The organism is Pseudomonas sp. N2-3-1-14 (assembly GCF_041228395.1).
Taxonomy (GTDB): Bacteria; Pseudomonadota; Gammaproteobacteria; order Pseudomonadales; family Pseudomonadaceae; genus Aquipseudomonas.
Genome location: NZ_CP166199.1, coordinates 5,641,602 through 5,653,954 on the forward strand (window position 1 = coordinate 5,641,602; position 12,353 = coordinate 5,653,954).

16 protein-coding genes are annotated in these 12,353 nt (G+C 56.0%); 1 reads left to right on the top strand and 15 read right to left on the bottom strand.

Annotated elements, in window-relative coordinates; all coding sequences use genetic code 11:
* Positions 1-48 precede the first annotated feature (48 nt).
* Positions 49-2,883: an excinuclease ABC subunit UvrA gene (uvrA, locus tag AB5I78_RS26145; protein WP_369302381.1), complete on the top strand. Its 2,835-nt coding sequence runs from the start codon at positions 49-51 to the stop codon at positions 2,881-2,883.
* Positions 2,884-2,949: 66 nt separating this feature from the next.
* On the opposite strand, the gene bfr is transcribed toward uvrA, so the two are convergent.
* From bfr to rpsH, 15 genes are all read right to left on the bottom strand, one after another.
* Positions 2,950-3,414 carry a bacterioferritin gene (bfr, locus tag AB5I78_RS26150; protein ID WP_015886133.1) on the bottom strand — a complete coding sequence of 155 codons (465 nt, stop codon included), beginning with the start codon at positions 3,412-3,414 and terminating at the stop codon, positions 2,950-2,952.
* A 155-nt stretch (positions 3,415-3,569) separates the two neighbouring features.
* A complete protein-coding gene (locus AB5I78_RS26155; RefSeq protein ID WP_145162697.1) occupies positions 3,570-5,018 on the bottom strand; it encodes a catalase in 1,449 nt (482 codons plus the stop codon).
* A 241-nt stretch (positions 5,019-5,259) separates the two neighbouring features.
* Complete coding sequence (rplQ, locus tag AB5I78_RS26160; protein WP_003176402.1) at positions 5,260-5,646, bottom strand: 50S ribosomal protein L17; 387 nt, start codon at positions 5,644-5,646, stop codon at positions 5,260-5,262.
* Between the two features lie 41 nt (positions 5,647-5,687).
* On the bottom strand, positions 5,688-6,689 hold the full coding sequence (gene rpoA, locus AB5I78_RS26165) for a DNA-directed RNA polymerase subunit alpha (protein ID WP_003176403.1): 1,002 nt from the start codon (positions 6,687-6,689) through the stop codon (positions 5,688-5,690).
* A gap of 22 nt (positions 6,690-6,711) precedes the next feature.
* The gene (rpsD, locus tag AB5I78_RS26170) at positions 6,712-7,332 is read right to left on the bottom strand and encodes a 30S ribosomal protein S4 (protein WP_003210056.1); all 621 of its coding nucleotides are present in this window, start codon (positions 7,330-7,332) and stop codon (positions 6,712-6,714) included.
* Between the two features lie 18 nt (positions 7,333-7,350).
* Entirely contained in the window at positions 7,351-7,740 is a 390-nt protein-coding gene (rpsK, locus tag AB5I78_RS26175) for a 30S ribosomal protein S11 (protein WP_002555466.1), read from the bottom strand.
* Between the two features lie 30 nt (positions 7,741-7,770).
* Positions 7,771-8,127: a 30S ribosomal protein S13 gene (gene rpsM, locus AB5I78_RS26180; protein ID WP_024077676.1), complete on the bottom strand. Its 357-nt coding sequence runs from the start codon at positions 8,125-8,127 to the stop codon at positions 7,771-7,773.
* Positions 8,128-8,256: 129 nt separating this feature from the next.
* On the bottom strand, positions 8,257-8,373 hold the full coding sequence (rpmJ, locus tag AB5I78_RS26185) for a 50S ribosomal protein L36 (RefSeq protein ID WP_002555468.1): 117 nt from the start codon (positions 8,371-8,373) through the stop codon (positions 8,257-8,259).
* Between the two features lie 27 nt (positions 8,374-8,400).
* Complete coding sequence (secY, locus tag AB5I78_RS26190) at positions 8,401-9,729, bottom strand: preprotein translocase subunit SecY (RefSeq protein WP_016969470.1); 1,329 nt, start codon at positions 9,727-9,729, stop codon at positions 8,401-8,403.
* A complete protein-coding gene (gene rplO / locus AB5I78_RS26195) occupies positions 9,730-10,167 on the bottom strand; it encodes a 50S ribosomal protein L15 (RefSeq protein WP_003176407.1) in 438 nt (145 codons plus the stop codon). It abuts the gene before it with no gap.
* A 3-nt stretch (positions 10,168-10,170) separates the two neighbouring features.
* Positions 10,171-10,347, bottom strand: a complete 177-nt coding sequence (rpmD, locus tag AB5I78_RS26200; RefSeq protein ID WP_003176408.1) for a 50S ribosomal protein L30 — start codon at positions 10,345-10,347, stop codon at positions 10,171-10,173.
* Between the two features lie 2 nt (positions 10,348-10,349).
* Entirely contained in the window at positions 10,350-10,850 is a 501-nt protein-coding gene (gene rpsE / locus AB5I78_RS26205; RefSeq protein ID WP_003176409.1) for a 30S ribosomal protein S5, read from the bottom strand.
* Between the two features lie 3 nt (positions 10,851-10,853).
* Positions 10,854-11,204, bottom strand: coding sequence for a 50S ribosomal protein L18 (gene rplR, locus AB5I78_RS26210; RefSeq protein WP_003186037.1), 351 nt, complete (start codon positions 11,202-11,204; stop codon positions 10,854-10,856).
* 10 nt (positions 11,205-11,214) lie between these two features.
* On the bottom strand, positions 11,215-11,748 hold the full coding sequence (gene rplF, locus AB5I78_RS26215; RefSeq protein WP_003176412.1) for a 50S ribosomal protein L6: 534 nt from the start codon (positions 11,746-11,748) through the stop codon (positions 11,215-11,217).
* A 12-nt stretch (positions 11,749-11,760) separates the two neighbouring features.
* Positions 11,761-12,153 (bottom strand): 30S ribosomal protein S8, encoded by a 393-nt coding sequence (rpsH, locus tag AB5I78_RS26220; RefSeq protein WP_010566853.1) that lies wholly within the window; start codon positions 12,151-12,153, stop codon positions 11,761-11,763.
* Between the last annotated feature and the right edge of the window lie 200 nt (positions 12,154-12,353).

Consider the following 12,353-nt stretch of genomic DNA (forward strand, 5'->3'; position numbering starts at 1 on the left):
TTTAGCCGTATACTCCTGCATTATTTACGCCCGCCGTGCGAGGCCATCTTGGACAAGATCCTGATTCGTGGGGCTAGAACCCACAACCTGAAGAACATCGACCTGACCCTGCCCCGGGACAAACTGATCGTCATCACCGGCCTGTCCGGCTCCGGCAAATCGTCCCTGGCGTTCGACACGCTGTATGCCGAAGGTCAGCGTCGCTACGTGGAATCGCTGTCGGCCTATGCCCGGCAATTCCTGTCGATGATGGAAAAGCCTGACGTCGACACCATTGAAGGCCTGTCGCCGGCAATTTCCATCGAGCAGAAGTCAACCTCCCATAACCCGCGCTCTACCGTGGGCACCATCACCGAAATCTACGACTACCTGCGTCTGCTGTATGCGCGTGTGGGTATTCCGCGCTGCCCGGACCACGATATTCCGCTGGAAGCCCAGACCGTCAGCCAGATGGTCGACCTGGTGCTGGCCCAGCCGGAAGGCGCCAAGCTGATGTTGCTGGCGCCGGTGATTCGCGAGCGTAAAGGCGAACACCTTTCGGTCTTCGAAGAGCTGCGTGCGCAAGGTTTTGTGCGCGCGCGCATCAACGGCAAGCTGTATGAGCTGGATGAAGCGCCGAAGCTCGACAAGCAGAAGAAGCATTCCATTGATGTGGTGGTCGACCGCTTCAAGGTGCGCGCCGACTTGCAGCAGCGTTTGGCCGAATCGTTCGAAACCGCGCTGAAGCTGGCGGATGGCATTGCGCTGGTTGCACCGATGGACGACGAGCCGGGTGAAGAGGTTATCTTCTCCGCGCGCTTTGCCTGCCCGATCTGCGGCCACGCCATCAGCGAGCTGGAGCCCAAGCTGTTTTCCTTCAACAACCCGGCTGGCGCTTGCCCGACCTGCGATGGCCTGGGCGTTAAGCAGTTCTTCGACATCAAGCGCCTGGTCAACGGTGAGCTGACTTTGGCGGAGGGCGCGATTCGCGGCTGGGACAGGCGTAACGTCTACTACTTCCAGATGCTGGGGTCATTGGCCTCGCACTATAAGTTCAGCCTGGAAGTGCCGTTCAACCAGCTGCCGGCCGAGCAGCAGAAGGTCATCCTGCACGGCAGCGGCTCGCAGAATGTCGACTTCAAGTACCTGAACGACCGTGGCGATATCGTCAAACGCTCGCACCCATTCGAAGGCATCGTGCCGAACCTGGAGCGTCGTTACCGCGAGACTGAGTCGGCGAGCGTGCGTGAAGAGCTGGCCAAATTCCTCAGCACTCAGCCTTGCCCGGATTGCCGCGGCACGCGTCTGCGTCGCGAGGCGCGGCATGTGTGGGTGGGCGAGAAGACACTGCCGGCCGTGACCAACCTGCCGATTGGCGATGCCTGTGACTATTTTGGTGGACTCAAGCTGACCGGGCGTCGTGGGGAAATTGCGGACAAGATCCTCAAGGAAATCCGTGAGCGTCTGCAGTTCCTGGTTAACGTTGGCCTGGACTACCTTTCGCTGGATCGCAGTGCGGACACGCTGTCTGGCGGTGAAGCTCAGCGGATTCGCTTGGCCAGCCAGATTGGTGCTGGCCTCGTGGGCGTGTTGTACATCCTCGATGAACCGTCGATTGGCCTGCACCAACGGGACAACGACCGCCTGCTGGGAACGCTGAAGCACCTGCGGGATATCGGCAACACCGTGATCGTGGTCGAGCACGATGAAGACGCGATTCGCCTGGCGGACTACGTGGTCGACATCGGTCCGGGCGCGGGTGTGCACGGTGGCCATATTGTTGCCGAGGGCACGCCTGCCGAGGTAATGGCTCACCCGGACTCTTTGACCGGCAAGTACCTGTCTGGCCGCGTGAAGATTGAAGTGCCGGCCAAACGTACGCCACGCAACAAGAAAATGGCGCTGCACCTGAAGGGCGCACGCGGTAACAACTTGCGCAACGTCGACCTGGAAATTCCGCTGGGTCTTTTGACCTGTGTGACCGGTGTTTCCGGCTCGGGCAAGTCGACACTGATCAACAACACGCTGTTCCCGCTGAGTGCCACCGCCTTGAACGGCGCGACCACCCTGGAAGCGGCCGCGCACGACAGCATCAAGGGCCTGGAGCATCTGGACAAAGTCGTCGACATCGACCAAAGCCCGATCGGCCGTACACCACGCTCCAACCCGGCGACCTATACAGGCTTGTTCACCCCAATCCGCGAGCTGTTTGCTGGCGTACCCGAATCCCGCTCGCGGGGTTATGGGCCGGGCCGGTTCTCGTTCAACGTCAAGGGCGGGCGCTGCGAAGCGTGCCAGGGCGATGGCCTGATCAAGGTAGAGATGCACTTTCTGCCGGACATCTACGTGCCGTGCGACGTGTGCAAGAGCAAGCGTTATAATCGCGAAACCCTGGAGATCAAGTACAAGGGCAAAAGCATCCACGAAACCTTGGAGATGACCATCGAGGAAGCGCGGGTGTTCTTCGACGCGGTTCCAGCGTTGGCGCGCAAGCTGCAAACGTTGATGGATGTGGGCCTGTCGTACATCAAGCTGGGTCAATCGGCGACAACCCTGTCCGGCGGCGAGGCGCAGCGGGTGAAGTTGTCTCGTGAGCTGTCCAAGCGGGACACTGGCAAGACTTTGTATATCCTCGATGAGCCGACCACGGGTCTGCACTTCGCCGATATCCAGCAATTGCTGGACGTACTGCACCGCTTGCGTGACCACGGCAATACAGTGGTGGTTATTGAGCACAACCTGGATGTGATCAAGACTGCCGACTGGCTGGTGGACCTGGGGCCGGAAGGCGGCTCCAAGGGCGGCCAGATCATTGCGGTGGGCACACCGGAGCAGGTTTCCGAGATGCCGCAGTCGCATACCGGTTATTACTTGAAGCCGTTGCTGGCACGCGATAAAGCCTGATTTTTTCGGGCGCATTAAAAAGCCCCTGTCACTTTGCGGTGACAGGGGCTTTTTTGTAGCCGGGAATCAGAACTGCGATTGCAGGTAATTCTCCAGGCCAACCAGCTTGATCAGGCCCAACTGCTTTTCCAGCCAGTAGGTGTGATCTTCTTCGGTGTCGTTGAGCTGCACGCGGAGAATTTCGCGGGTCACGTAGTCGTTGTGTTGCTCACAGAGCTCTATGCCCTTGCAGAGTGCGGCACGCACCTTGTACTCGAGGCGAAGATCGGCTGCGAGCATGTCAGGCACCGTAGTGCCCACATCCAGGTCGTCGGGACGCATACGCGGCGTGCCTTCGAGCATCAGGATACGGCGCATCAGCGCGTCAGCGTGCTGTGCCTCTTCTTCCATTTCGTGGTTGATACGCTCGTAGAGCTCAGTAAAGCCCCAGTCTTCGTACATGCGCGAATGGATGAAATATTGGTCACGAGCTGCCAGTTCGCCCGTCAGCAACGTGTTGAGGTAATCGATTACGTCGGGGTGACCTTGCATCGCCCTACATCTCCCTGCTTGAAAGTCTGTAGTTTGAACCATGATGACCCTAAGGTCACGGGACCAACGGCAGAAAAGTGAAGATTTCCGGAGAAAAGTGGCTGAAATAACGCAAAAACCGCCCAAATGAGGGCGGTTCTGCTTATCGTTTAGACTTAACTAAGCGTTACACCCAATGCCTTTGCGATTGCGTCTCCATAAGCCGGGTCAGCTTTGAAGAAATGCTGCAGTTGGCGCTGAACCACATCGCTGGTGACGCCGGCCATTGCACCGGCAATGTTGCTGACCAGCAGGGCTTTTTGACTCTCGTCCATCAAGCGAAACAGTGCGCCGGCATGGCTGTAGTAATCAGTGTCTTCACGGTGATCGTAGCGATCAGCGGCACCGCTCAAGGCCAGCGCGGGTTCTGCATACTGTGGCGCTTGCTTGGGCGCATCAGCGTAACTGTTTGGCTCATAGTTAGGCGCTGCGCCACCATTGCTGCCGAAGGCCATCGAACCATCACGCTGGTAGCTGTTCACCGGGTTGCGTGGGGCGTTCACCGGCAATTGCTGGTGATTGGTACCCACGCGGTAGCGGTGAGCATCGGCGTAAGCGAATACGCGGCCTTGCAGCATGCGGTCTGGCGACAGGCCGACACCCGGCACCATGTTGCTTGGGCCAAACGCGGCCTGCTCTACTTCAGCAAAGTAGTTCTGCGGGTTACGGTTGAGCTCCAGCTCGCCGACTTCGATAAGGGGAAACTCTTTCTGCGACCAGGTCTTAGTCACATCGAAGGGGTTCTCGTAGTGAGCGTTAGCTTGGGCTTCAGTCATGATCTGAATGCAGACACGCCATTTCGGGAAGTCACCCCGCTCAATCGCACCAAACAAATCACGCTGTGCGTAATCAGGATCTGTACCAGCCAGGCGCGCGGCTTCAGCGGGTGCCAGGTTCTTAATCCCTTGCTTGGTCTTGTAGTGCCACTTAACCCAGTGACGCTCACCACGAGCGTTGATCAGGCTATAAGTGTGACTGCCAAAGCCGTGCATGTGACGGTAGCCGTCAGGAATGCCGCGATCCGAAAAGAGGATGGTGACTTGATGCAACGCTTCCGGAGAGTGCGACCAGAAATCCCACATCATCTGCGCACTTTTCAGGTTGCTTTGCGGCAAGCGCTTTTGGGTGTGGATAAAGTCCGGGAATTTCAGCGGGTCACGGATGAAGAACACAGGCGTGTTGTTGCCCACGATGTCCCAGTTACCTTCCTCGGTGTAGAACTTGAGGGCGAAACCGCGAGGATCGCGCTCAGTGTCGGCCGAACCGCGCTCGCCGCCGACAGTGGAAAATCGCAGAAACGTCGGTGTTTGTTTTCCGACGGACTCGAACAGTTTCGCGCTGGTGTACTGAGTGATGTCTTGAGTAACGGTGAAAGTACCGTAAGCACCCGAGCCTTTGGCGTGCACGCGGCGCTCAGGAATGTTTTCACGGTTGAAGTGTGCGAGCTTCTCGATCAGGTGGAAATCGTCGAGCAGCAAAGGACCGCGCGGGCCGGCGGTACGGGAATTCTGGTTATCGGCAACGGGCGCACCGCTGGCGGTAGTAAGGACTTTACTCATGCTCAATCTTCCTCAGGTCAGACTCGGAACTGCCGGCTAATCGGCTTGGAGGAAGTATCGACCATCAAGATGACACCATCAAATGCATTAAATCATGGTCTTTGATAGAGAATAACTAATGAGCCATTCGCGCAAACGGCGATGGATTGATAGAAGCGCGGGCAGCGACGCAGGAAATACAGGTGGTTTTTTAGACGAGCACAAAAAACCGGGCACTAGGCCCGGTTCTTCGTTGCAGACTGTCGTCTTACTCGGCGGATACAGCTTCGCCGGCAGTAGCACGATCAACCAACTCGACGTACGCCATAGGCGCGTTGTCGCCAGCGCGGAAACCGCACTTGAGGATGCGCAGGTAGCCACCCTCACGGGTAGCGTAACGCTTGCCCAGGTCGTTGAAGAGCTTACCAACGATAGCTTTCGAACGAGTACGGTCGAAAGCCAGACGGCGGTTAGCCAGGCTGTCTGTCTTGGCCAAAGTGATCAGCGGCTCAGCAACGCGACGCAGTTCTTTAGCTTTCGGCAGTGTAGTTTTGATCAGCTCGTGCTCGAACAGCGACACCGCCATGTTTTGGAACATGGCCTTGCGGTGCGAGCTGGTACGGCTCAGGTGACGGCCACTTTTACGATGACGCATGGTTCATTCCTTACCAAACTCACGTTCGGTGATTACGACGATCAGGCAGTCGCCTTGTCGTCCTTCTTAAGACTTGCAGGCGGCCAGTTGTCGAGGCGCATGCCGAGGGACAGACCGCGGGAGGCCAGAACGTCCTTGATTTCAGTCAAGGATTTCTTGCCCAGGTTCGGAGTCTTCAACAGTTCTACTTCGGTACGCTGAATCAGGTCACCGATGTAGTAAATGTTTTCCGCCTTAAGGCAGTTAGCCGAACGTACAGTCAGTTCCAGATCGTCAACCGGGCGAAGCAGGATCGGATCGATCTCGTCTTCCTGCTCGATTACCACTGGTTCGCTGTCACCTTTGAGGTCGACGAACGCAGCCAACTGCTGTTGCAGAATGGTTGCAGCGCGGCGGATAGCCTCTTCAGGATCCAGAGTACCGTTGGTTTCCAGATCAATAACCAGCTTGTCCAGGTTAGTACGCTGCTCGACACGGGCGTTTTCCACCACGTATGCGATACGGCGAACCGGGCTGAACGAAGAGTCAAGCTGCAAGCGACCAATGCTGCGGCTTTCGTCTTCATCGCTCTGACGCGAGTCGGCCGGTTCATAACCACGACCACGAGCTACAGTGAGCTTCATGTTCAGGGCGCCGTTAGACGCCAGGTTAGCGATTACGTGATCGGGGTTAACGATCTCGACATCATGATCCAGCTGAATATCGGCAGCGGTAACCACCCCCGAACCCTTCTTCGACAAGGTCAGCGTAACTTCGTCACGGCCGTGCAGCTTGATAGCCAGACCTTTAAGGTTCAACAGGATTTCAATTACGTCTTCCTGTACACCTTCGATGGCGCTGTACTCGTGGAGCACACCGTCAATCTCGGCCTCGACTACTGCACAGCCGGGCATTGAGGACAACAGGATGCGGCGCAGCGCGTTGCCCAGGGTGTGGCCAAAACCACGCTCGAGAGGCTCGAGAGTGATCTTGGCGCGGGTTGGACTGACAACCTGCACATCAATGTGGCGGGGTGTCAGGAACTCATTTACCGAAATCTGCATGGATGCACCTATTTTCTAGCCCTTACTTGGAGTAGAGCTCGACAATCAGGCTTTCGTTGATGTCGGCGGACAGATCACTGCGAGCAGGAACGTTCTTGAAAACGCCCGACTTCTTCTCAGTGTCTACTTCTACCCATTCTACGCGGCCACGTTGGGCACACAGATCGAGAGCTTGGACAATGCGAAGTTGGTTTTTTGCTTTCTCGCGAATCGCGACCACGTCACCAGCACGAACCTGGTAAGACGGGACGTTAACGGTTTGGCCGTTTACGCTGACGGATTTGTGCGATACCAGCTGACGGGATTCGGCACGAGTCGAACCAAAGCCCATACGGTATACAACGTTGTCCAGACGGCATTCGAGCAGTTGCAGCAGGTTTTCACCGGTTGCACCTTTCTTGCCAGCAGCTTCTTTGTAGTAGCCGCTGAACTGACGCTCGAGAACGCCATAAATACGACGGACCTTCTGCTTTTCACGCAGTTGGGTGCCGTAATCGGACTGGCGACCGCGGCGTTGGCCGTGGATACCAGGTGCTGCTTCAATGTTGCACTTCGATTCGATCGCGCGCACGCCGCTCTTCAGGAAGAGATCGGTGCCTTCGCGACGAGCGAGTTTGCATTTTGGACCAATGTAACGAGCCATTCTTTACAATCTCCTGGATTACACGCGGCGCTTCTTCGGCGGACGGCACCCGTTGTGCGGGATTGGCGTCACGTCGGTGATGCTGGCGATCTTATAGCCACAGCCGTTCAAAGCACGGACAGCAGACTCACGACCTGGACCTGGACCTTTGACGTTGACGTCGAGGTTTTTCAGGCCGTATTCCAGCGCAGCTTGACCAGCACGTTCAGCAGCTACTTGAGCAGCAAACGGGGTGGACTTGCGGGAACCGCGGAAACCCGAACCACCAGAGGTAGCCCAAGACAGCGCGTTACCTTGACGGTCGGTGATGGTCACGATGGTGTTGTTAAAAGATGCATGGATGTGGGCGATGCCATCAACCACTGTCTTTTTAACTTTTTTACGAGGACGAGCAGCAGGTTTTGCCATGATAATTTTCCTGTCGATTCGCTGGGGCGATTACTTGCGGATCGGCTTACGCGGACCTTTACGGGTACGCGCGTTAGTCTTGGTACGCTGACCGCGTACTGGAAGACCACGACGATGACGCAGACCGCGATAGCAACCGAGGTCCATCAAACGCTTGATTTTCATGTTGATTTCGCGACGCAGGTCACCTTCAGTGGTGAACTTCGCCACTTCGCCACGCAGCAATTCAATCTGCTCGTCGCTCAGATCCTTGATCTTAGCGGCTGGGTTTACCCCAGCAACTGCGCAAATTTTCTGCGCAGTAGTGCGACCAACACCATAGATGTAGGTCAGCGAGATAACAGTGTGCTTGTTATCTGGAATGTTAACGCCTGCAATACGGGCCATTCAGTGGGACTCCAATTGACAGCTACCTACGCCCCGGAAGCCAAGAAATAGGGCGCGAGATAATATCGCTGTAATAACAAATAATCAACCCGGCAGCGCACTAGCTGCCGGGCTTCAAGCGGATCACACTCAGCCTTGGCGCTGTTTGTGACGCGGTTCCGCGCTGCAAATTACTCGAACAACACCTTCGCGGCGAATAATCTTGCAGTTACGGCACAGCTTTTTCACCGATGCACGAACTTTCATCACCAACTCCTCGAACCTTATGGGTACTCAGCGCAACATGCCGCTGCCGTAACCCTTCAGGTTGGCTTTCTTCATCAGGGATTCGTACTGGTGCGAAACGAGGTGCGATTGTACTTGGGACATGAAGTCCATCACAACCACGACCACGATCAGCAACGAGGTCCCGCCAAGGTAGAACGGAACGTTTGCTGCAACCACCAGGAACTGGGGCAACAAGCACACGGCCGTCATATATAGAGCACCGAACAGGGTCAAACGAGTCAGAACGCCATCAATGTAGCGCGCAGACTGCTCACCTGGACGAATACCCGGAATAAAGGCACCGGACTTCTTCAGGTTTTCCGCTACGTCTTTCGGATTGAACATCAACGCCGTATAGAAGAAGCAGAAGAAAATAATCCCTGCACTAAACAGCAGAATATTCAACGGCTGACCAGGAGCGATCGACTGAGAGAGGTCCTGCAGCCAGCCCATGTTTTCAGACTGACCAAACCAGGTACCCAACGAAGCCGGAAACAGCAAAATGCTGCTCGCGAAAATTGCCGGAATAACACCGGCCATATTCACTTTCAGCGGCAAGTGGCTGGTCTGCGCAGCGAAGACCTTACGGCCCTGCTGACGCTTGGCGTAGTGAACAGCAATACGACGCTGGCCACGCTCAATGAACACCACAAAACCGATAATCGCTACTGCCAGCAAACCGATAGCAACCAGAGCGAAGATATTGATATCACCCTGACGTGCAGACTCGAAAGACTGCCCAATTGCTCTCGGAAGACCGGCGACGATACCTGCGAAAATCAACATCGAGATACCGTTACCAACACCACGCTCAGTAATCTGCTCACCCAGCCACATCATGAACATCGCACCAGCCACAAAAGTGGATACCGCGACGAAATAGAAGCCAAAGTCACCAGTGAACGCAACGCCCTGCCCTGCCAGGCCAACGGACATGCCGATAGCTTGAACCAGGGCGAGGACGACAGTGCCGTAGCGGGTGTACTGGCTAATCTTGCGACGGCCAGCTTCACCTTCCTTCTTCAACTGCTCCAACTGCGGGCTGACGGCGGTCATCAGTTGCATGATGATCGATGCCGAAATGTACGGCATGATCCCCAGTGCAAAGATGCTCATCCGTTCCAGCGCGCCGCCGGAAAACATGTTGAACAAGCTAAGAATGGTCCCCTCATTCTGTCGAAACAGGTCTGCGAGTCGGTCCGGGTTGATACCTGGAACCGGGATGTGTGCGCCTATTCGGTAGACGATAATCGCCAGGAACAGAAAACGCAGACGAGCCCAAAGTTCAGACATACCGCCTTTGCCGAGCGCTGAGAGAGCACCTTGCTTAGCCATTTATTCCTCGAACTTGCCGCCAGCTGCTTCGATAGCCGAACGCGCACCTTTGGTGGCGCCGATTCCCTTGCCGATAGTGACAGCGCGAGTCACTTCACCGGACAGCATGATTTTCACACGCTGTACGTTGACGTTGATCACGTTGGCATCTTTCAGGGTCTGCACAGTAACGATGTCGCCTTCCACTTTAGCCAGCTCGGACAGACGCACTTCTGCGCGGTCCATAGCCTTCAGGGAAACGAAACCGAACTTAGGCAGGCGACGATGCAGCGGCTGTTGGCCGCCTTCAAAGCCTGGAGCGATGGTGCCACCGGAGCGGGAGGTTTGACCTTTGTGGCCACGGCCACCAGTCTTACCCAAACCGCTACCGATACCACGGCCCGGACGATGCTTTTCGCGACGGGAACCCGGCGCTGGACTCAGATCATTGAGTTTCATCGATTAACCCTCTACACGCAGCATGTAGTAAGCCTTGTTGATCATCCCGCGATTCTCGGGAGTATCCTGGACTTCTACAGTGTGACCGATGCGACGCAGACCCAAACCCTTAACGCACAGTTTGTGGTTAGGAATGCGGCCGGTCATGCTTTTGATCAGCGTTACTTTAACGGTAGCCATGATCAGAAGATCTCCTTGACAGTCAAACCACGCTTGGCAGCGATGGACTCAGGAGATTGCATAGCTTTCAAACCTTTGAAAGTGGCGTGAACCACGTTTACCGGGTTAGTCGAGCCGTAGCACTTGGCCAGAACGTTCTGAACGCCAGCAACTTCGAGGACAGCACGCATAGCGCCGCCAGCGATGATACCGGTACCTTCAGAAGCAGGCTGCATGTACACCTTCGAAGCGCCGTGAGCGGACTTCATTGCGTACTGCAGAGTGGTGCCGTTCAGATCAACTTGGATCATGTTGCGACGAGCAGCTTCCATTGCCTTCTGGATCGCGGCAGGCACTTCACGTGACTTGCCACGGCCGAAGCCAACGCGCCCTTTACCATCACCAACCACGGTCAACGCGGTGAAAGTGAAGATACGGCCGCCTTTAACGGTTTTGGCTACGCGGTTAACTTGAACCAGCTTCTCAATGTAGCCTTCGTCGCGCTTTTGGTCGTTATTTGACATAACTTAGAACTCCAGCCCAGCTTCACGAGCAGCATCAGCCAGCGCTTTCACGCGACCGTGGTACTTGAAGCCAGAGCGGTCGAAAGCCACTTGCGAGACGCCAGCGGCCTTAGCACGCGTAGCGACCAGCTGGCCAACCTTTGTGGCCGCGTCGATGTTGCCAGTGGCACCATCACGCAGTTCTTTATCCAAAGTCGAGGCGCTTGCCAGGACTTTGTTGCCGTCGGCCGAGATGACCTGGGCGTAGATGTGCTGCGACGAGCGGAACACGCAGAGACGCACGACTTCGAGTTCGTGCATTTTCAGGCGTGCTTTGCGAGCGCGACGCAGTCGAGTAACTTTTTTGTCGGTCATTTGCTATGCCCTACTTCTTCTTGGCTTCTTTACGACGGACGACTTCGTCCGCGTAGCGCACACCTTTGCCTTTGTACGGCTCTGGTGGACGGAAGTCGCGGATCTCAGCGGCCACCTGACCTACCAGCTGCTTATCAATACCCTTGATCAGGATATCGGTCTGGCTAGGGGTCTCAGCGGTGATGCCTTCCGGCAGTTCGTAATCCACTGGGTGCGAGAAGCCAAGGGCCAGGTTCAAAACCGTGCCTTTTGCTTGCGCTTTGTAACCAACACCGACCAGCTGGAGCTTACGCTCGAAGCCTTGGCTTACGCCTTGGACCATGTTGTTTACCAACGCACGCGTGGTACCGGCCATTGCGCGAGTTTGTTGATCGCCATTGCGAGCAGCGAAACGCAGCTCACCAGCTTCTTCAACGATCTCAACGGACGAATGGATGTTCAGTTCAAGAGTGCCCTTGGCACCCTTCACCGAAAGCTGTTGGCCTGCGAATTTTACTTCGACACCGGCTGGCAGCTTAACGGGGTTCTTAGCGACGCGAGACATGCTTATCCCCCCTTAGAACACAGTGCAAAGAACTTCGCCGCCGACACCGGCAGCGCGCGCAGCACGATCCGTCATCACACCTTTGTTGGTGGAGACGATAGACACGCCCAGACCGCCACGAACTTTCGGCAGATCTTCAGCGGACTTGTACTGACGCAGGCCTGGACGGCTAACGCGCTTCACTTCCTCGATGACCGAACGGCCTTCGAAGTACTTCAGCTCGATGGACAGCAGTGGTTTTGTTTCGCTGCTGATCTGATAACCCGCAATGTAGCCTTCGTCTTTCAGGACTTTGGCAACAGCTACCTTCAACTTGGAAGATGGCATGCTTACGACGGACTTTTCAGCCATCTGGGCATTACGGATACGAGTTAGCATGTCCGCTAACGGGTCCTGCATACTCATGGGCTAGACGCTCCTAATACAAAAAAATTAGCCTTGCGGCTACATATGTCGCCGAGAATCTCCGAGCATAGAAAACACGGGCTCAGGCGAGCCGGGTATTCTAGACACACTCCGGAAATGAAACAAGCCCCAAAAGGGGCTTGTTCCAGATTCAAGGTCACCGGTGGTCAGTATCTTGCGACGCAGACCACCCGGACTTC

Coding starts and splice junctions, on each gene's coding strand:
- rpsD (WP_003210056.1), bottom strand. CDS start 7,332: ATGGCTCGTTACATTGGTCCAAAATGCAAACTCGCTCGTCGCGAAGGC.
- bfr (WP_015886133.1), bottom strand. CDS start 3,414: ATGCAAGGTCACCCCGACGTAATCGATTACCTCAACACGTTGCTGACG.
- rpsK (WP_002555466.1), bottom strand. CDS start 7,740: ATGGCAAAACCTGCTGCTCGTCCTCGTAAAAAAGTTAAAAAGACAGTG.
- rplO (WP_003176407.1), bottom strand. CDS start 10,167: ATGAAACTCAATGATCTGAGTCCAGCGCCGGGTTCCCGTCGCGAAAAG.
- rplR (WP_003186037.1), bottom strand. CDS start 11,204: ATGACCGACAAAAAAGTTACTCGACTGCGTCGCGCTCGCAAAGCACGC.
- rpsH (WP_010566853.1), bottom strand. CDS start 12,153: ATGAGTATGCAGGACCCGTTAGCGGACATGCTAACTCGTATCCGTAAT.
- rplF (WP_003176412.1), bottom strand. CDS start 11,748: ATGTCTCGCGTCGCTAAGAACCCCGTTAAGCTGCCAGCCGGTGTCGAA.
- secY (WP_016969470.1), bottom strand. CDS start 9,729: ATGGCTAAGCAAGGTGCTCTCTCAGCGCTCGGCAAAGGCGGTATGTCT.
- rpmJ (WP_002555468.1), bottom strand. CDS start 8,373: ATGAAAGTTCGTGCATCGGTGAAAAAGCTGTGCCGTAACTGCAAGATT.
- rpsE (WP_003176409.1), bottom strand. CDS start 10,850: ATGTCAAATAACGACCAAAAGCGCGACGAAGGCTACATTGAGAAGCTG.
- rpoA (WP_003176403.1), bottom strand. CDS start 6,689: ATGCAGATTTCGGTAAATGAGTTCCTGACACCCCGCCACATTGATGTG.
- rpmD (WP_003176408.1), bottom strand. CDS start 10,347: ATGGCTACCGTTAAAGTAACGCTGATCAAAAGCATGACCGGCCGCATT.
- rpsM (WP_024077676.1), bottom strand. CDS start 8,127: ATGGCCCGTATTGCAGGCGTTAACATTCCAGATAACAAGCACACTGTT.
- rplQ (WP_003176402.1), bottom strand. CDS start 5,646: ATGCGTCATCGTAAAAGTGGCCGTCACCTGAGCCGTACCAGCTCGCAC.